Annotated in this window: 17 protein-coding genes and 1 pseudogene; 3 read left to right on the forward strand and 15 right to left on the reverse strand. The window is 71.9% G+C overall.

Annotation, left to right across the window (positions count from 1 at the left end):
• Positions 1-78: pseudogene (locus ACSNOG_RS26165) on the forward strand (TrkA family potassium uptake protein); the annotation flags it as partial.
• A gap of 23 nt (positions 79-101) precedes the next feature.
• On the opposite strand, the gene ACSNOG_RS26170 reads toward ACSNOG_RS26165, so the two are convergent.
• The 4 genes from ACSNOG_RS26170 to ACSNOG_RS26185 all read right to left on the reverse strand — a co-directional run bounded on the left by ACSNOG_RS26170 (position 102) and on the right by ACSNOG_RS26185 (position 4,655).
• Positions 102-833 (reverse strand): DUF3159 domain-containing protein, encoded by a 732-nt coding sequence (locus tag ACSNOG_RS26170; RefSeq protein ID WP_436755164.1) that lies wholly within the window; start codon positions 831-833, stop codon positions 102-104.
• 3 nt (positions 834-836) lie between these two features.
• Positions 837-1,235 (reverse strand): OB-fold nucleic acid binding domain-containing protein, encoded by a 399-nt coding sequence (locus ACSNOG_RS26175; RefSeq protein ID WP_079110128.1) that lies wholly within the window; start codon positions 1,233-1,235, stop codon positions 837-839.
• An 86-nt stretch (positions 1,236-1,321) separates the two neighbouring features.
• On the reverse strand, positions 1,322-2,011 hold the full coding sequence (locus ACSNOG_RS26180) for a response regulator (RefSeq protein WP_058042159.1): 690 nt from the start codon (positions 2,009-2,011) through the stop codon (positions 1,322-1,324).
• A gap of 91 nt (positions 2,012-2,102) precedes the next feature.
• Complete coding sequence (locus ACSNOG_RS26185) at positions 2,103-4,655, reverse strand: ATP-binding protein (RefSeq protein WP_436755165.1); 2,553 nt, start codon at positions 4,653-4,655, stop codon at positions 2,103-2,105.
• 235 nt (positions 4,656-4,890) lie between these two features.
• Between ACSNOG_RS26185 and ACSNOG_RS26190 the strand changes: the two genes are divergently transcribed.
• Positions 4,891-5,427, forward strand: coding sequence for a GNAT family N-acetyltransferase (locus tag ACSNOG_RS26190; RefSeq protein ID WP_436755166.1), 537 nt, complete (start codon positions 4,891-4,893; stop codon positions 5,425-5,427).
• 103 nt (positions 5,428-5,530) lie between these two features.
• On the opposite strand, the gene ACSNOG_RS26195 is transcribed toward ACSNOG_RS26190, so the two are convergent.
• From ACSNOG_RS26195 to ACSNOG_RS26230, 8 genes are all read right to left on the reverse strand, one after another.
• Entirely contained in the window at positions 5,531-7,441 is a 1,911-nt protein-coding gene (locus ACSNOG_RS26195) for an NAD-binding protein (protein ID WP_436755167.1), read from the reverse strand.
• Positions 7,442-7,594: 153 nt separating this feature from the next.
• Positions 7,595-8,242, reverse strand: a complete 648-nt coding sequence (gene kdpC, locus ACSNOG_RS26200) for a potassium-transporting ATPase subunit KdpC (protein WP_436755168.1) — start codon at positions 8,240-8,242, stop codon at positions 7,595-7,597.
• Between the two features lie 7 nt (positions 8,243-8,249).
• The gene (gene kdpB / locus ACSNOG_RS26205; protein WP_436755169.1) at positions 8,250-10,367 is read right to left on the reverse strand and encodes a potassium-transporting ATPase subunit KdpB; all 2,118 of its coding nucleotides are present in this window, start codon (positions 10,365-10,367) and stop codon (positions 8,250-8,252) included.
• On the reverse strand, positions 10,364-12,055 hold the full coding sequence (kdpA, locus tag ACSNOG_RS26210; RefSeq protein ID WP_436755170.1) for a potassium-transporting ATPase subunit KdpA: 1,692 nt from the start codon (positions 12,053-12,055) through the stop codon (positions 10,364-10,366). Before kdpA ends, kdpB begins: the two co-directional genes overlap by 4 nt.
• 8 nt (positions 12,056-12,063) lie before the next feature.
• On the reverse strand, positions 12,064-12,153 hold the full coding sequence (gene kdpF / locus ACSNOG_RS26215; RefSeq protein ID WP_043188605.1) for a K(+)-transporting ATPase subunit F: 90 nt from the start codon (positions 12,151-12,153) through the stop codon (positions 12,064-12,066).
• 326 nt (positions 12,154-12,479) lie between these two features.
• Complete coding sequence (locus tag ACSNOG_RS26220) at positions 12,480-13,262, reverse strand: DUF3710 domain-containing protein (RefSeq protein WP_436755171.1); 783 nt, start codon at positions 13,260-13,262, stop codon at positions 12,480-12,482.
• Between the two features lies 1 nt (position 13,263).
• Positions 13,264-13,764 (reverse strand): dUTP diphosphatase, encoded by a 501-nt coding sequence (gene dut / locus ACSNOG_RS26225; RefSeq protein WP_058042151.1) that lies wholly within the window; start codon positions 13,762-13,764, stop codon positions 13,264-13,266.
• On the reverse strand, positions 13,761-14,345 hold the full coding sequence (locus ACSNOG_RS26230; RefSeq protein WP_436755172.1) for a PaaI family thioesterase: 585 nt from the start codon (positions 14,343-14,345) through the stop codon (positions 13,761-13,763). The genes dut and ACSNOG_RS26230 overlap by 4 nt, the downstream gene beginning before the upstream one ends.
• A 59-nt stretch (positions 14,346-14,404) precedes the next feature.
• Here ACSNOG_RS26230 and ACSNOG_RS26235 point away from each other — a divergent pair, with 59 nt between their 5' ends.
• Positions 14,405-14,851, forward strand: coding sequence for a DUF3093 domain-containing protein (locus tag ACSNOG_RS26235; protein ID WP_436755173.1), 447 nt, complete (start codon positions 14,405-14,407; stop codon positions 14,849-14,851).
• 45 nt (positions 14,852-14,896) lie between these two features.
• On the opposite strand, the gene ACSNOG_RS26240 is transcribed toward ACSNOG_RS26235, so the two are convergent.
• The 3 genes from ACSNOG_RS26240 to ACSNOG_RS26250 all read right to left on the reverse strand — a co-directional run.
• Positions 14,897-15,712, reverse strand: a complete 816-nt coding sequence (locus ACSNOG_RS26240) for a hypothetical protein (RefSeq protein ID WP_436755174.1) — start codon at positions 15,710-15,712, stop codon at positions 14,897-14,899.
• A gap of 14 nt (positions 15,713-15,726) precedes the next feature.
• Complete coding sequence (locus tag ACSNOG_RS26245) at positions 15,727-16,023, reverse strand: DUF4193 domain-containing protein (RefSeq protein WP_030366107.1); 297 nt, start codon at positions 16,021-16,023, stop codon at positions 15,727-15,729.
• Positions 16,024-16,421: 398 nt separating this feature from the next.
• Positions 16,422-17,647 (reverse strand): sensor histidine kinase (locus ACSNOG_RS26250; protein WP_436755175.1); only part of this gene is annotated, 1,226 nt, incomplete at its 5' end.

The following is a 17,647-nucleotide window of genomic DNA, read 5'->3' on the forward strand; positions in this document are numbered from 1 at the left end:
ACGGTGTTGCAGGAAGGCGATCTGGTGCATGTGATGATGCGCACCGACGAGGTCGAGAAGGTCGAAGCGGCGTTCTCCGTGCGTGGGGGGGGGAGGAGCGATCAGCTCAGGGCCTTGCTGCTCGCCGCCTTCTCGGCGCGCTCGGCCTCCTCCATCTCCGCGATCACATCGATCGGCGGCGGGGCCTTGGCCAGGAAGATCCAGGTCAGGTAGACCGAGAGCAGCATCGGCGGGATGCCGAGGGCCACCTTCACCCAGCCGAGCTGCGTGGCGTCACCCCACCAGTACAGGGGGAAGAGGATCGCCGACTTGGCCAGCAGGATCAGGCCCCAGGCCCAGCTCGCCTTGGTGTAGGCGACCTTGCGGCCGGGGTTGCGGGTGCGCCAGGAGAGGTTCTCCTTGAACACCGGGCCCAGGATCAGGCCGAGCAGCGGATAGCCCACCAGGGACGTGACGATGTACGCCACGGCCAGGCCCAGGGTGTAGAGCATCCCGGGCAGGTGGAAGTTCTTGGCGTCACCGGTCATCATCGCGAAGACCGCGCCGATCGCGACCCCGAAGACACCGCTGAAGGCGTGCTTAACGGTGTCCTTGCGCAGCAGCCGGGCGATGCCCATCAGCAGCGAGAGGCCCAGCGCGGCGATGGCCGCGGTGTGGATGTCCCGCTTGACCGTGAAGATCGCCACGAAGACCAGCCCCGGCACGGTCGTCTCGACCATGCCCCGCACCCCGCCGAAGGCCTCGAAGAGGGCGGCCTTGGTCGCCGCCGACGCGTCGGGGCCGTCACCGCCCGTCCCCTGCTGGTCCACCATCGGCTTGTCGAGAGACGTCACCCGCTACTCCTGTCCGAGCGGTCGGAGTTCGTACTTGGGATTGAACAGCACCCGGCGGCCACGGCTCATCGAGATCCGGCCGGAGGCGATCAGCTTACGGCCGGGCTCTATGCCGACGATGGAACGACGGCCGAGCCACACGACGTCGAGCGCGGCCGAGCCGTCGAACAGCTCGGCCTCCAGCGCGGGCACCCCGGCACGGGGGCGGAGCGTGACGGTCCGCAGCGTGCCGGTGACCTTGACTATCTGGCGGTCGTCGCAGTCGCATATCCGCGTGCAGCCCGTGGCCTCCGCGTCCTGCTGCAGTTCTGCGTGGTGCAGCTCCTCCTGCGAGGTGGACAGCCGGTCGAGCATCCGGCGGAAGCGGCCGGTCGGCTTCTCGGAACGGGGTACGGCACTCATGAACCCAGCGTACCGGCAGCCCTCCGGGCGGGTTCCTGCCCCGGCAGCCCCCTCGCCGGACCCCGGCCCGGCACCCGCCACCCCCGTCACAGCTCGAAGCGGTACCCCATCCCAGGTTCGGTAATGAAGTGCTTCGGGTGCGAGGGATCGCGCTCCAGCTTGCGCCGGAGCTGGGCCATGTACACCCGCAGGTAGTTCGTCTCCGTGCCGTAGGACGGGCCCCAGACCTCCTGGAGCAGCTGCTTCTGACTGACGAGACGGCCCGTATTGCGAACCAGGACCTCCAGCAGGTGCCACTCGGTCGGCGTCAGCCGCACGTCGCGCCCCTCGCGGTTGACCTTCTTCGCCGCGAGGTCGACGGTGAAGACCTCGGTCTCGACGATCGCGTCGTCCCCCGCGGCGGCAGCCCCCGTCGGCTCGGCGCGCCGCACGGCGGCCCGCAGGCGCGCCAGCAGCTCGTCCATGCCGAACGGCTTGGTGACGTAGTCGTCCGCGCCGGCGTCCAGCGCCTCGACCTTCTCGTCGGAGGTCTGGCGGGCGGAGAGCACCAGGATCGGCACCCGGGTCCAGCCCCGCAGCCCCTTGATCACCTCGACGCCGTCCATGTCGGGCAGGCCGAGGTCGAGGATGACCACGTCGGGGTGGCGGGCGGCGGCGAGCTGGAGGGCCGTCGCGCCGTCGGGCGCGGCGTCGACCTCGTACTTCCGCGCCTTGAGGTTGATCACGAGGGCGCGGACGATCTGCGGCTCGTCATCCACCACGAGCACCCGGTTCATCGGTAACCACCTCTGCTGTTCGTGCGGGCCCGCCGGAGGGGCCCGGGATCGGGGACGGGGACTGCTGGGCTGTCGGTGCGCGGGGGACGGCTCACGAAGTGGCCTGCGCCGGGAGGTCCGGGCGGACGGGGGCGATGCCGTCGGCGGCCCGCAGGGTGAGGACCATGGTCATGCCCCCGCCGGGGGTGTCCTCGGCGGCGAGGGTGCCGCCCATGGCCTCGGCGAAGCCGCGGGCGACGGCCAGGCCGAGACCCACGCCGGCCCCGCGCGGCGCGTCCCCGTAGCGCTGGAAGGGCTCGAAGATGCGGTCCTTGGCGCTGTCGGGGACGCCGGGGCCGCGGTCGGCCACCCGCACCTCCACGCGGTCGCCGAGCGCGCTCGCGGCCACCAGGACGGGCGTGCCGCCGGGGCTGTGCTTGACGGCGTTCTCGACGACGTTGGCGACGCTGCGCTCCAGCAGGCCGGGGTCGACGGCGACCATCGGCAGGGACTCGGGGATGTCGAGGGTGACGCTGCCCTCGGGGACGCCGCCCAGGGCCATCGGCACCACCTCGTCCAGGTCGATCTCGCGGATCAGGGGGGTGACGGTGCCGGTCTGCAGCCGCGACATGTCGAGGAGGTTGCCGACGAGGTGGTCGAGGCGGTCGGCGCCGTCCTCGATGCCGGCCAGCAGCTCGGCCTCGTCCTCCTCGGACCAGGCGACGTCGTCCGAGCGCAGGGAGGACACCGCGGCCTTGATCGCGGCGAGCGGGGTGCGCAGGTCGTGGCTGACGGCGGCGAGCAGGGCGACGCGGATGCGGTTGCCCTCGTCCAGGCGGCGGGCCCGCTCGGCCTCGCCGACCAGCCGCTGCCGGTCCAGGACGACCGCGGCCTGCGCGGCGAAGGCGGCGAGCACCCGGCGGTCCTCGGCGGGCAGGACGCGCCCGGAGAGGGCGAGCGCCATGTTGTCGCCGACGGGCATGTCGACGTCGGCGTCCTCGGGCCGCAGCAGGGGCTTGCCCGAGTTGGTCACGACGGCGGCCGCGCAGGTCCACGGGTCGACCTCGCTGGCGCGCTCCAGCAGCGCCACGGACTCCATGGCGAAGGTCTCCCGGACCCGCTCCAGCAGGGCCTCCAGGCTGTTGTCGCCGCGCAGCACGCTGCCGGCGAGGAAGGAGAGGATCTCGGACTCGGCGCGCAGCCGGGCCGCCTGGTGGGTGCGGCGCGCGGCCAGGTCCACCACGGACGCCACGGACACCGCGACGAAGACGAAGATCGAGATGGCGACGATGTTCTTGGGGTCGGTGATCGTCCACCGGTGCAGGGGCTCGACGAAGAAGTAGTTCAGCAGCAGCGAGCCGAAGGCCGCGGAGGCGAGCGACGGCAGCAGGCCGCCGAGCAGGGCCGCGGCCACCGTCATGCACAGGATCAACAGCATGTTGTTGGCGAGGCCGAGGTCCGGGCCGGCCTGCGTCAGCAGCAGGCTGAGCAGGGCCGGGCCCACGAGGCCCACGAGCCAGCCCGCCACGAGGCGGCCCCGGCCCAGGCGGGCGCCGCGCGCCACGGGCAGGCCGCGGCCCTTGGCGACCTCCTCGTGGGTGACGATGTGGACGTCCAGGTCGGGCCCGGAGTCGCGGGCCACGGTCTGGCCGACGCCGGGGCCGAAGACGTACTGCCAGGTCTTGCGCCGGCTGGAGCCGAGCACGATCTGGGTGGCGTTGACCCCGCGGGCGAACTCCAGCAGCGAAGCGGGCACGTCGTCCCCGATCACGTGGTGGAAGGTGCCGCCGAGGTCCTCGACCAGGGTGCGCTGGACGGCGAGCTCCTTCGGCGAGGCCGAGGTGAGCCCGTCGCTGCGGGCGATGTAGACGGCGAGGATCTCGCTGCCGGAGCCCTTGGCGGCCATGCGCGCCGCGCGGCGGATCAGGGTGCGGCCCTCGGGGCCGCCGGTGAGGCCGACGACGATGCGCTCGCGGGCCTGCCAGATGGTGGAGACGCTGTGCTCGGTGCGGTACTGCCGCAGGTACTCGTCGACGCGGTCGGCGGTCCACAGCAGGGCGAGCTCGCGCAGCGCGGTCAGGTTGCCCGGCCGGAAGTAGTTGGAGAGGGCGGCGTCGACCTTGTCGGACTTGTATATGTTCCCGTGGGCCATGCGGCGGCGCAGGGCCTGGGGCGACATGTCGACCAGCTCGATCTGGTCGGCGCGGCGCACGACCTCGTCGGGCACGGTCTCCTGCTGCCGGACGCCGGTGATCGACTCCACCACGTCGCCGAGCGACTCCAGGTGCTGGATGTTGACGGTGGAGACCACGTCGACGCCCGCCTGGAGCAGTTCCTCGACGTCCTGCCAGCGCTTGGTGTTGCGCGAGCCGGGCACGTTGGTGTGGGCGAGCTCGTCGACGAGGACGACGGCCGGGCGGCGGGCGAGGACGGCGTCGAGGTCCATCTCGGTGAAGACGGCCCCGCGGTAGGTGATCTCCCGCCGGGGCACCTCCTCCAGCCCGTGCAGCATGACCTCGGTGCGGGGCCGGCCGTGGTGCTCCACGAAGCCGACCACGGCGTCCGTGCCGCGCTCCACGCGGCGGTGGGCCTCCGAGAGCATCGCGTACGTCTTGCCGACGCCCGGTGCCGCGCCGAGGTAGATCCGAAGCTTGCCGCGTCCCATGGCCTCATTGTCTTTCACCTCACGCGACGGTGTCCGGACGGCGGACGGTGCGCGCCGGCCGGATGTGCTGATGTGCTCGCACTGCCGCGTACGGTCGACCTTACGGCCAAAGTTCTGGACATATGGGGCGCCCAGGGGTGCCGGACGCGGTATTGACGCAGCTCTGACGCGGTGCGCCGTGACCTTTCGCGCCCCGTCCGGTCCGGCCCGGCGGGCGGGCTGCCAGCATGGCGGCATGACTGACATACGCACGGCGCACACCTCCGGGCTGACGGAAGCCGAAATCGCCGCGGTCCGCGCCCTGATGGACGAGGCGTTCGAGGGGGACTTCTCCGACGAGGACTGGGACCACACGGTGGGCGGCATGCACGCCCTCGCGTGGGAGGGCAGTGAGCTGATCGGCCACGGCTCGCTCGTGCAGCGCCGGATGCTGCACGGCGGGCAGGCGCTGCGCACCGGTTACGTGGAGGGCGTGGCCGTCCGCGCGGACCGGCGCCGGCAGGGCGTGGCCTCGGCCGTGATGGAGGCGCTGGAGGAGGTCCTGCGCCGCGGCGGCTACGAGCTGGGGGCGCTGGGCGCGGCGGACGACGCCGTGCCGCTCTACGCCGGCCGCGGCTGGCAGCAGTGGCGCGGGCCCTTGTCGGTGCTCTCCCCCACGGGCCCGCGGCGCACACCCGGGGAGGACGGCTGCGTCTACGTCATGCCGCTGACGGCGAAGCCGGACCTGGACGGGGAACTGACGTGCGACTGGCGGCCGGGGGACGTCTGGTAGCGGACGGCGCGCTTCCGGAGGGGATCACGGGGCCCGGCGGTGTCACCGGGGCGCGCCGGACGGCCTGCCGGCTCCGGGACGCCCGGCGGCCCCGCCCCGCGCGTCAGCGCGGGCGCGGCACCGGTCTGCGGCCCAGGAGGTCGGCGAGGCCCTGCCGGGTGGCGGCGACGATGACGCGGTCCTGGCCGCCCAGGACGTAGCGGCCGGGCAGGTCCTGCATCAGGCGGGTCTCCTCCCGGCCGGAGGCCTCCAGGCGCCGGGTGGTCACCGCCAGCGCCCGCCACGCGCCGGGCACGAACGCCTCTCCGGCGAGCTGGCCGTTCAGCTCGGGGCGGCCCTCCACCTCCAGCGCCGCGATGAGGACGACCTGCCGCTCGACGGGGACCGCACCCAGGATCTGACGTCCTATCATCGCGCCCGCGAAGGCCGGGGCGACGAGGAAGGAGACGCTGCGGCTGCGCGTCCACGCCCGGGGGTGGGAGTCGCGCAGGGTGCGGTAGACGGCCTTGGCGAAGCGGTCGTCGTACAGCCGCATGACGACCCGCACACCGGGGTTGACGGCCCGGGCGTACAGGACGGCCTCCAGGTTGGTGATGTCACTGCTGGTCAGCGCCAGCAGCGTGCCGCTCTGCCCGACCTTGGCGGCGTCCAGCACGCCCTCCTCGGTGACGTCGCCGATGATCGTGGGCACGCGCAGCGAGCGGGCGAGCGCGACGCCGCGGGCCTGCGGGTCGCGCTCCACGCACACGACGGGGATGCCGAGCTCGCGCAGCCGGGCCAGCACCCGGGTGCCGATCTTGCCGAGCCCCAGCAGCACCACGTGGCCGGACAGGCCGCGCCGCGGGCGGCGCAGCGCCGTGGCGGAGCGGAAGGTTCCGAGCCCTTCCAGGGCCGCGGCCACCAGCAGGGGCAGGAGCAGCAGACCCGTGAGACCGGAGAGCAGCTGCAGGACCTTACGGCCGTGGCCCTCCTTGATCGCCGGCTCGTTGATGGCGAAGAGGTCGAGCACCGAGAGGTAGACCGCGTGCGCGGGGTCGTCGCTGGTGACGCTCCAGGACGCGACGGCCAGCGCGCAGACGGCGGCGGTCAGCAGGCCCAGCGCCCAGCGCAGGCGCCGGGAGAAGAAGGAGCCCAGCGGCAGGCCGCGGTCGGCCGGCCCCGGCGTGGGCTGCAGGGCGAAGGGCACCGCTTCCAGGACGACCTCCCCGCGCCCCTCGGTGCCGGGCAGCCGTACGTCGCCCGGCAGCAGCAAGGGGCCGTCGCCGTCGAGGACTTCCGTGCTGCCCGGCCGCGGCGGCGCCGAGAGCAGGGCGAGGGTGCACAGCTCCCGCCCCTGCCCGCGCCCGGCGACGGCCTGGGACCGCTCGGCGGCCCGCAGCATCAGGCCCCCGGCCTCGATGACCTTGTTATGCCCGGAGACGGCGGCGGTGACGAGGACCGGGGCGGCCGTGTCGGCGTCCGACAGGACGGTCGTCGTGGCGGCCTCGACGTCGCCGGCGGGCGCGCCGTCCGCGGCCGCGGCCAGCCGGGCGGCCTGGTCGAGGAGCTTCGCCAGGTGCTCGCCGAGCCTGCGGTTGTAGAGGCGGATGACGAGCCGGACACGGGGGTTGAGGCGGCGGGCGAGGAGGGCCGCCTGGACGTTGGTCTCGTCGTCGTCGTAGACGAGGGCGAGGGCCGTGGCCCGGTCCACCCCCGCCTCGGTGAACGCCTCCTCGCCGGGCTCCGCCGCCTCCAGGACGCGCACGAGGCCGCCGCCCGCCGCCGTGCCGTTGCGGTCGGGCGCCCCCGCGCGGCCCACGACTCCGGTGACGCGCCCGAAGAGGGCCGCGGCACGGCCGAGCGCGGGCGCGGGGCGCTGCCGGGCCTCGCGCGCCGGCGGCAGGACGACGGTGACGCGCTCGCCGTAGACACCGGAGAGCTCGGCCGCGAGCCGGTGCGCGAGCCCGTCGTCCCCGCACACCACCATGTGCGGGGCGGCTGGGGCGACATGGGGCTGCGGGTTCAATGTGACCACGTTCCCCAGGGTGCCCTGCACTGGTCGAACATTCACCGGAATTCCCACGGAAGTGCGGGGTCTTACACGAATGACGGACGGGGCCCGCCGGTTCACCCGGCGGACCCCGTCCGCACTCCCTGCGGCCTGCTGCTTCCTCGGCCGCGGGGCGCGTTACTTCTTCGCGAGCTCCTGCAGCGCGATGTTGAGCTTCAGGACGTTGACGCGCTCCTCGCCCATGAAGCCGAGGATGCGGCCGTCCACGTGGTCCTCGACCAGCTTCTCGACCCGGGCGGCGGGCAGGCCGTTGGCCTCGGCGACCCGCTTGGCCTGCAGCCGCGCGTACGCCGGGGAGACGTCCGGGTCGAGGCCGGAGGCGGAGGCCGTCAGGGCGTCCACCGGGACCGCCGACGGGGAGACGCGGTTGAAGGCGGCGACGTCCGCCCGGCGCTTCTCCACTGCGTCCAGCAGGGTCTTGCTGTCGGCGGCGAGGTTGGAGGCGCCGGAGACGACCAGCTTGTACCGGGTGTTCTCGGCGTTCGGGCCGGCCGCCGAGGGGCGCGGCTGGAAGAACTTCGGGTCCGGCAGCGGGTTGCCGTCCTTGTCCTTCTGGTCGAGGTCGTAGGCCTGGCCGAGCCGCTCGGAGCCGACGGACCGGCCGCCGGCCTTGATCTCGGAGCCGTTGGCCTTGTCGTGGAAGGCCGCCTGGGCGATGCCGGTGACGACGAGCGGGTAGATCACACCGCAGACCACCGTGAGGACGAGCAGGGCCCGCAGCGCCGCGCCCAGCAGGCGGGCTGTGCTGTGTACGGAAGTGTTCATGGTGACGTCACCCGATGCCAGGGATGAGGGAGATGAGCATGTCGATGATCTTGATGCCGACGAACGGGGCGATCAGGCCGCCCAGCCCGTAGATTCCGAGGTTGCGCCGCAGCATGCTGTCGGCGCTCATCGGGCGGTAGCGCACGCCCTTGAGGGCCAGCGGCACCAGGGCCACGATGATCAGCGCGTTGAAGACGACCGCCGAGAGGATGGCCGACTCGGGCGAGGTCAGGCTCATGATGTTGAGCTTGTCCAGACCGGGGTAGGCCACCGCGAACATCGCCGGGATGATGGCGAAGTACTTGGCGACGTCGTTGGCGATCGAGAAGGTCGTCAGGGCGCCGCGCGTGATGAGCAGCTGCTTGCCGATCTCGACGATCTCGATGAGCTTGGTGGGGTCGGAGTCCAGGTCCACCATGTTCCCGGCCTCCTTGGCGGCCGAGGTGCCGGTGTTCATGGCCACGCCCACGTCCGCCTGCGCGAGCGCGGGGGCGTCGTTCGTGCCGTCGCCCGTCATCGCCACGAGCTTGCCGCCGGCCTGCTCGCGCTTGATGAGCGCCATCTTGTCCTCGGGCGTGGCCTCGGCGAGGAAGTCGTCGACGCCGGCCTCCTCCGCGATGGCCTTGGCCGTCAGCGGGTTGTCGCCCGTGATCATGACGGTCTTGATGCCCATGCGGCGCAGCTCCTCGAACCGCTCGCGCATCCCGTCCTTGACGACGTCCTTGAGGTGGATGACGCCCAGGACGCGCGGTCCCTTGGCGTCCTCCAGGGCCACGAGCAGGGGCGTGCCGCCGGCCTGGGAGATCTCGTCGGTGAGCTTGCGGGCGTCCTCGGCGACGCGGCCGCCGCGCTCCTCGACCCAGGCGATGACCGAACCGGTCGCGCCCTTGCGGACCTTGCGCCCCTCCACGTCGACGCCGGACATCCGGGTCTGCGCCGTGAACGGCACCCACTCGGCGCCCACCAGCTCGCCCTCGTGGCGCTCGCGCAGGCCGTACTTCTCCTTGGCGAGGACGACGATCGAGCGGCCCTCGGGCGTCTCGTCGGCGAGCGAGGAGAGCTGGGCGGCGTCGGCGACCTCGGCGGCCGTGGTGCCCTTGACGGGCACGAACTCCGCCGCCTGGCGGTTGCCGTAGGTGATGGTGCCGGTCTTGTCGAGCAGCAGCGTCGAGACGTCGCCCGCGGCCTCCACCGCGCGCCCGGACATCGCCAGGACGTTGCGCTGCACCAGCCGGTCCATGCCCGCGATGCCGATCGCGGACAGCAGCGCGCCGATGGTCGTCGGGATCAGGCAGACCAGCAGCGCCGCCAGGATGATCATCGACTGCTCGGCGCCCGCGTAGATCGCGAAGGGCTGGAGGGTGATGACGGCCAGCAGGAAGACGATCGTCAGCGAGGCCAGCAGGATGTTCAGCGCGATCTCGTTGGGCGTCTTCTGCCGGGCCGCGCCCTCGACCAGGTTGATCATCCGGTCGATGAAGGTCTCGCCGGGCTTCGTCGTGATCTTGATGACGATGCGGTCGGAGAGGACCTTCGTGCCGCCGGTGACCGCCGAGCGGTCACCGCCGGACTCGCGGATGACCGGGGCCGACTCGCCGGTGATGGCCGACTCGTCCACGGACGCCACGCCCTCGACGACATCGCCGTCGCCCGGGATGACGTCGCCCGCCTCGCAGACCACCAGGTCGCCCACGCGCAGCTCGGTGCCCGGCACCGACTCCTCCGCGTCCCCGTTCAGCCGCCGGGCCACCGTGTCGGTCTTGGCCTTGCGCAGGGTGTCGGCCTGCGCCTTGCCGCGCCCCTCGGCGACCGCCTCCGCCAGGTTGGCGAACAGCACCGTCAGCCACAGCCAGACCGTGATCGCCCAGCCGAACCAGTCCCCCGGGTCCTTGACCGCCAGCACGGTGGTGACCACCGAGCCGATCAGGACCACGAACATCACCGGGGACTTCACCATCACCCGGGGGTCGAGCTTGCGGAACGCGTCCGGCAGCGACTTCAGCAGCTGCGCCGGGTCGAAGAGGCCGCCGGAGACGCGGCCGGGCGCCTGGCCGCCGTGCGGGCGGAGGTCCGCAGGGTCCCCGGGGTTCCCGGACTCCGTACGGACAGGGGTGGTGGTGCTCATGAAAGTCCCTCCGCCATCGGGCCAAGGGCCAGGGCCGGGAAGTAGGTCAAGCCGGTGATGATGAGGATCGCGCCGACGAGCAGGCCCGCGAAGAGCGGCTTCTCGGTGCGCAGGGTGCCGGCGGTCTCGGGGACGGGCTGCTGCTCGGCGAGCGAGCCGGCCAGGGCCAGGACGAAGACCATCGGCAGGAAGCGGCCGAGCAGCATGGCGAGGCCGATCGTGGTGTTGTACCAGGGCGTGTTGGCGTTCAGGCCCGCGAAGGCCGAGCCGTTGTTGTTGGCGCCCGAGGTGAACGCGTAGAGGACCTCGGAGAAGCCGTGCGCTCCGCTGCCGTTCACGGAGGCCCCGGCGTTGTTGAGGATCGACTCCGGCGGCTCGTGCAGCGCCATGGACAGGGCCGTGAAGCCCAGCACCAGGGTCGGGGTGATGAGGATGTAGCACGCGGCGAGCTTGATCTCGCGGGTGCCGATCTTCTTGCCGAGGTACTCGGGCGTCCGCCCGACCATCAGGCCCGCGATGAACACGGCGATGATCGCCATGACGAGCATGCCGTAGAGACCGGAGCCGACGCCGCCGGGCGCGATCTCGCCGAGCATCATGCTCAGCAGCGTGATGCCGCCGCCCAGGCCGGTGAAGGAGGAGTGGAAGGAGTCCACCGCACCGGTGGAGGTGAGCGTCGTCGTGGTCGCGAAGATCGCGGAGGCGCCGACGCCGAAGCGCTGCTCCTTGCCCTCCATCGCCCCGCCCGCGGCCTGCAGCGCGGCGCCGTGGTGGGCGTACTCGGTCCCCATCATCAGCACGGTGAAGCCGAGCCAGATCACGCCCATGGCCGCGAGGATCGCGTAGCCCTGGCGGACGTTGCCGACGAGCTTGCCGAAGGTGCGGGTCAGCGCGAACGGGATGACGAGGATCAGGAAGATCTCGAAGAGGTTGGAGAAGGCGTTGGGGTTCTCGAAGGGGTGGGCGGAGTTGGCGTTGAAGTAGCCGCCGCCGTTGGTGCCGAGCTCCTTGATGACCTCCTGCGAGGCCACGGCACCGCCGTTGACCTGCTGGGTGCCCCCGGCCAGCTGGCCTATGCCGTGGATGCCGGAGAAGTTCTGGATCGCACCGCAGGCGACCAGGACGAGCGCGCCGATCACCGAGAGCGGGATCAGGATGCGGACGGTGCCGCGCACGAGGTCGGCCCAGAAGTTGCCGAGCTCGCCGGTGCGCGACCGGGCGAAGCCGCGGACGAGCGCGACGGCCACCGCGATGCCCACGGCCGCGGAGACGAAGTTCTGCACCGCGAGGCCGAGCGTCTGGACGGCGTGGCCCATGGCCTGCTCGCCCGAGTACGACTGCCAGTTGGTGTTGGCGACGAACGAGGCGGCGGTGTTGAACGCCTGGTCCGGGCTGATCGCGGTGAAGCCCAGCGACAGCGAGTCGGGCAGGACGCCCTGGATCCGCTGCAGCAGGTACAGGAACAGCAGGCCGACGGCGGAGAAGGCGAGGACGCCGCGCAGGTAGGCGGGCCAGCGCATCTGCGCGTCCGGGTCGGCGCCGATGGTGCGGTAGAGCAGCTTCTCCACGCGCAGGTGCTTCTCGGAGCCGTAGACGCGGGCCATGTAGTCGCCCAGCGGGCGGTAGACCAGCGCCAGCGCGGCGACGAGCGCGAGGAGCTGGAGGGCTCCGGAGAGGACGGGGCTCATATCTGACTTCAGAACCTCTCCGGGAAGACGAGGGCGAGGATCAGGTAGCCCAGCAGGGCGACGGCCACGACCAGGCCGACGATGTTCTCGGCGGTCACAGCTTCGTCACCCCCTTGGCGACGAGAGCCACCAGCGCGAAGACCGCGATCGTGGTGACGACGAAGGCCACGTCGGCCATCGTGTGCTCCTAGAGAGGGTTCGGAGAGGAACGGACCATCACAGGAAACCGCTCCCGGGAGCCCTCGCACGCTCCGTTGACGCCCTCTATACGGCCATTAGCGCCCCCTTGACGCAATCCATACGGGCCCCTTTTTGACCTGCAAAAACGCCGCTGGGCCGCAACCCCGGTCAGGGGTTGCGGCCCAGCGGAACGCCGTAATCCAGCCGTCGGCGGCCGGTGGCGGGCCGGCGGCGGAGGAAGGCGTCAGCGCACCTCGGAGATCTCCGGACCGCGCTCCAGGCGGTCCACGCCGCCCGCGAAGCGCGAGCGGTCGTCGTCCGGCTGCTGCAGGCCCTCGGCGACCATCTGGGCGTCCTCCGGCAGCTTCAGCACGATCGGGTCGCGCGGGGCCATCGGGGATTCGCCGCGGACGACGACGGTGTCCCGGAAGATCTGCTCCAGCAGGCCGGCGGTCTGCGGCTGCACCGCGCCCTGGCCCGAGATCACACCGCGCAGGAACCAGCGCGGCCCGTCGCACCCGATGAAGCGGACCATCTGCACGCCCTGCGTGCCGTCCGGCAGCGCCACCGGCACCTGGGCCCGCAGCTCCCAGCCGAGCGGGCCCTCGACCTCGTCCACGACACCGCCCTGCTGGGTGATGCCGGAGGCGATCTCCTCGCGGACCTCGACCCAGATGCCCTCGCGCTTGGGGGCGGCGAAGGCCTGCAGCTGCACGGCGCTGTCGCGCAGCACCACGGTGGCGGCGACGATCGCGTCACCCGCGACCTCCACGCGCAGCTCCATGCCCTCGACACCGGGCACGAACAGGCCGCCCAGGTCGACCCGGCCCTCGGTGGGGTCACGGACCTCGGAGAGGTCCCACGGCCCGTCGGGGCGGGGCTCCGGCTCCAGCCGGACGCGGCTGTCGGCCGCGGAGTCCTGCGCGTCCGACGCTGAGTCCTCAGCCAACTCCTCGGAGGTCACGTCGTCGGGACGGCCGGCATCCTCGACTACGTCCTCACTGCGCTTGCGGCGACGACCGAACACGTCACTGTCCTTCCCGGTCGCTGGCGACCGAAGCGAATCCATACCCCACGGCAGCGTGGCCACCGGTGGACCCGAAGCCCCCTTCGGCCCGTGCCGAGCCCGGAAGCTCCGCGACCTCGTGGAAGCGGACCTTCTCTACCTGCTGGACGACCAACTGGGCGATGCGGTCGAACCTCTCGAACCGGACGGTCTCCCGCGGGTCCAGATTGACCACAATCACCTTGATCTCTCCACGGTACCCGGCATCGATGGTCCCCGGGGCATTCACCATGGAGACTCCGCACCGGGCAGCGAGGCCCGAACGCGGGTGCACAAAGGCGGCGTAGCCGTCGGGCAGCGCGATGGAGACCCCCGTCGGCAGCACCATGCGCTCCCCCGGGGCCAGCTCGGCGGCCTCGGTGGTCACGAGGTCGCAGCCGGCGTCACCGGGGTGACCGTAGGAGGGGAGGGGCACCTCGGGGTCCACACGGCGGATGAGGACGTCCAAGGGTTGACGCGTCACGGGTTCACCTCGAAAGCTCGCGCGACCTTCACCTGGTCGGGGTTGGCCAGCGTGGCCTGGATCTCTGCGGGACGGCCGTTCTCGATGAAGTGGTCGACCTTCACCTCGACGAACACCGCCTCGGCACGGAGGGCGAGCGGGCCCCCGGGCCCGCCGATCCGGCCGGTGGCCGCGGCGTAGATCTTACGGCCGTGCACGGCCTTCACCTCGGCCTGCAGGTGGAGAACGGTGTCGACGGGGACCGGCAGCAGGAAGTCGGTCTCCAGCCGGCCGGTCACCGCGATCACCCGCAGCATCCAGCCCAGCGAGCCCAGCGTCTCGTCCAGCGCCGTCGCCAGCACCCCGCCGTGAGCGAGGCCCGGGGCGCCCTGGTGCGCCTCCTTGACCCGGAACTCCGCGGAGACGCACACGCCGTCACCCGCCCGCACCTCGACGTGCAGGCCGTGCGGGACACCGGGGCCGCAGCCGAAGCAGTACTCGTAGTGCGACCCGATGGTCTCGCCGGGCGCGGGCGCGTCGGGGTGCCGCACCGGGGGCAGGGCCCCCTCCGGCGGCGTCAGCGCTGTCGTTCGTCCACTCACAGGGGCTGACCTTACCCGCGACGGCCATGCCCGGTCCCGCTCGTGTCAAGCTTGGGCCCATGCAGGCTTACGAAGAACGTCTCACCGCGCCCCGTTCCTGGTGGTTCATCGCGGTTCTGGCCGGCGTCGCGATGGCACTGATCCTGCTGCCCCTGGGGACCGTTCCCCTGCTCGGCGGCCTGGTGGGGGGCGGGGCCCTCGCGGCGGTCGCCGTCAGCTCCTACGGGTCCGTGCGCATCCGCGTGGTGGGCGACGCGCTGGTGGCGGGCGACGCCCGCATCCCCGTCGAGGCGCTCGGGACGCCGCAGGTGCTGGACGCCGAGGAGGCCCGCGCCTGGCGCACGTACAAGGCGGACACCCGTGCCTTCATGCTGCTGCGCGGCTACGTGCCGACCGCGGTCCGGATCGAGATCACGGACCCGGCCGACCCCACTCCGTACGTCTATCTCTCCACGCGCTCTCCCGAGCGGCTGGCCGAGGCGCTCACGGCGGTACGGGCGTCCTGACGGGGCTTCCGGCGCTCTTCCGGCGGTCCGCGCCCGCCGGCGGGCTCAGGGCAGCCGCGGAGGGCCTTCACAGCCCTCCGGGAGCGCTTCCCACGGCACCTGCCGGGCGCGCAGGTCCCGCCGGACCTTGGCCGCGACCCTTCTGGTGTCGCGGCGGTTCATCACCGCGCCCACGGTCGCGCCGATCATGAACGGGGCGACGTTGGGCAGGTTGCGGAACGTGCGCTTGAGGATCTGCTGGCGCAGCTCGCGCCGGAGCTGACCCCCCAGGGCCGCATTGACGGTGGTGGGGGCCGTGACGTCGATCCCGCGCTCGTCGGCCCAGGCGGCCAGATAGGCCAGGGAGCGCTGACGCGGCGTGCCGGGGGCCCGCAGGCCGTAGACCTCGTGGAGCTCGGCGATCAGCTTGAGCTCCACGGCGGCCACTCCGATGATCTCGGCGGCCAGTTCGGCGGGCATCGCGGGCGGCACCGGCAGCATCGCCGCGGCCCCGACTCCGGCGCCCACGGTGGACGTGGCGTTGACCGCGCCCGCCACCAGCTTGTCGGCGAGCTCTTCCGGACCGAGGCCCGGGAACTGCGCCCGCAGGGTCGCGAGGTCGCGCACAGGGATGCGCGGGGCGTTCGCGACGATCCGGTCGACGAGGGCGGAAAGACCCGCCCGCGCTCCCCGGCCGCCCTTGGTGGCGCCACGGCCGACGGCAGCGGCGAGCGAGGCCGTGCGGCCTCGCTCGACGTGAGTGCCGACCGTGTCGCCAGGGGCAGGGGCGTCGTCGCCCTGCCGGACGGCCTCCCGGTCCGGCCCGGTGGTCAGCTCGGGCTGCCGGGAGCGCCGCTTCCGGAACGGGGTCGAGCCTGCCATCGCAGACCCGTTCCTCAGTCGCAGTCGCGGCAGATCGGCTGGCCGTTCTTCTCACGAGCCAGCTGGCTGCGGTGGTGCACGAGGAAGCAGCTCATGCAGGTGAACTCGTCGGCCTGCTTGGGCAGGACCCGGACGGCCAGCTCCTCGTTGGAGAGGTCCGCGCCGGGCAGTTCCATGCCCTCCGCGGCCTCGAAGTCGTCCACGTCGACGGTCGACGCCGACTTGTCGTTCCGGCGGGCCTTGAGCTCTTCAAGGCTGTCCGAGTCGACGTCGTCGTCGGTCTTGCGTGGGGTGTCGTAGTCCGTTGCCATGTCGCTCTCCCCCTCTGGGTGTCTGCGGTGTCTCCAGCGCACGTAACGCGTGAGAGGCCGGACTTGTGCCCGACCCGAGGCGGAGATTTTGCCTCACATCAAGGTCTGTTACTCAATCGACACCCAACCGCACACCTGAAGAGGTGATGGGGTTGGATGGCGAACCGGACCGTACACGGTCCGAATGCCGCATGCGGATGCGCCATCACGTGTACTTCCCGTGATCAGGACCAGCGGAAACCCCCATTTTTCCGGCGTTCCGGCGAGCCCGCTGATCACGGAGAGTGGATGGCCGGAAGTTTGCCTGTGTGAGCGATTACACACACTCACAGCAAGGGTCGGAATGTGAAAATTCCGCCCAAAGCGAACCTACGGCCGCCCTATTCTCGCAGAAATTTTCAGGTGGGCAGGACCACTCTCATGATCAATCCACCGCCCTCGCGCGGCTCCGCGGTGATCTGCCCGCCGTGCGCGCGGGCCACCGAGCGCACGATCGACAGCCCCAGGCCGACGCCCTTGTCGCTGCCCGTGCGCTCCGTGCGCAGCCGGCGGAACGGCTCGAAGATGTTGTCCAGCTCGTAGGCCGGCACCACGGGACCGGTGTTCTCCACCACCAGCACCGCCCGGCCGGGCTGCGCCTGCGTGGTGACCTCGACCCAGCCCTCCGGCGCGTTGTACCGGACGGCGTTCTGCACCAGGTTCAGCGCGATCCGCTCGAGCAGCACGCCGTTGCCCTGGACGACCGCGGGCTGGCGCGTCCCGCGCAGCTCCACGCCCTTGCCCTGGGCCTCCGAGCGCGTCTGGTCCAGCGCCCGCGAGGCCACCTCGGCGAGGTCCACGGGCTTGCGGTCGACGATCTCGTTGTCGCTGCGCGCGAGCAGCAGCAGGCCCTCCACCAGCTGCTCGCTGCGCTCGTTCGTGGCCAGCAGCGTCTTGCCGAGCTGCTGGAGCTCGGCGGGCGCACCGGGGTCGGAGAGGGTGACCTCCAGCAGCGTGCGGTTGATCGCCAGCGGCGTGCGCAGCTCGTGCGAGGCGTTGGCCACGAAGCGCTGCTGCGCGGTGAAGGCCCGCTCCAGCCGGTCGAGCATCTCGTCGAAGGTGTCCGAGAGCTCCTTCAACTCGTCCTCCGGACCACCCAGTTCGATGCGCCGGGACAGGTCCGTTGCAGCCACCCGGCGGGCGGTCCGCGTCATCCTGCCCAGCGGCGACAGCACCCGCCCGGCCATGGCGTAGCCGAAGGCGAAGGCGATCACCGCGAGGCCGAGGAGGGCGAGCAGGGAGCGCTTGAGGAGGCCGTCGAGGGCGAGCGCCCGCTGGTGGTCCGTACAGCTGCGGAGAATGCGGTTCGCTTCGTCCGCCGGAAGATTGACGTTCACCAGGTCCGGGCAGCGGCCGCCGGTCACCTCGACCCTGCTGCCGCTGAGGAGCTTGACGATCGGCTCGCTGCCGACCTCCAGGGCCTGCGCGGCCAGCAGGTAGATGATCGTCAGCAGCAGCACGCCGGCCATCAGGAACATGCCGCCGTACAGCAGGGTGAGCCGTATCCGGATCGTCGGCCGCAGCCAGGGGAACGGGCGCACGACGGGCTGGCGCGGGTCCCAGGTGGGCTTGGGCGGGGCGGCGG

Source organism: Streptomyces sp. URMC 124, assembly GCF_051386455.1.
In the GTDB taxonomy this organism is placed as follows: Bacteria; Actinomycetota; Actinomycetes; order Streptomycetales; family Streptomycetaceae; genus Streptomyces.

What these genes read in the sequence shown, in the direction of transcription:
- ACSNOG_RS26185 (WP_436755165.1), bottom strand. Translation starts at nt 4,655, where the DNA reads ATGGGACGCGGCAAGCTTCGGATCTACCTCGGCGCGGCACCGGGCGTC.
- ACSNOG_RS26235 (WP_436755173.1), top strand. Translation starts at nt 14,405, where the DNA reads ATGCAGGCTTACGAAGAACGTCTCACCGCGCCCCGTTCCTGGTGGTTC.
- ACSNOG_RS26175 (WP_079110128.1), bottom strand. Translation starts at nt 1,235, where the DNA reads ATGAGTGCCGTACCCCGTTCCGAGAAGCCGACCGGCCGCTTCCGCCGG.
- ACSNOG_RS26180 (WP_058042159.1), bottom strand. Translation starts at nt 2,011, where the DNA reads ATGAACCGGGTGCTCGTGGTGGATGACGAGCCGCAGATCGTCCGCGCC.
- ACSNOG_RS26240 (WP_436755174.1), bottom strand. Translation starts at nt 15,712, where the DNA reads ATGGCAGGCTCGACCCCGTTCCGGAAGCGGCGCTCCCGGCAGCCCGAG.
- kdpC (WP_436755168.1), bottom strand. Translation starts at nt 8,242, where the DNA reads ATGAACACTTCCGTACACAGCACAGCCCGCCTGCTGGGCGCGGCGCTG.
- ACSNOG_RS26245 (WP_030366107.1), bottom strand. Translation starts at nt 16,023, where the DNA reads ATGGCAACGGACTACGACACCCCACGCAAGACCGACGACGACGTCGAC.
- ACSNOG_RS26190 (WP_436755166.1), top strand. Translation starts at nt 4,891, where the DNA reads ATGACTGACATACGCACGGCGCACACCTCCGGGCTGACGGAAGCCGAA.
- kdpA (WP_436755170.1), bottom strand. Translation starts at nt 12,055, where the DNA reads ATGAGCCCCGTCCTCTCCGGAGCCCTCCAGCTCCTCGCGCTCGTCGCC.
- kdpB (WP_436755169.1), bottom strand. Translation starts at nt 10,367, where the DNA reads ATGAGCACCACCACCCCTGTCCGTACGGAGTCCGGGAACCCCGGGGAC.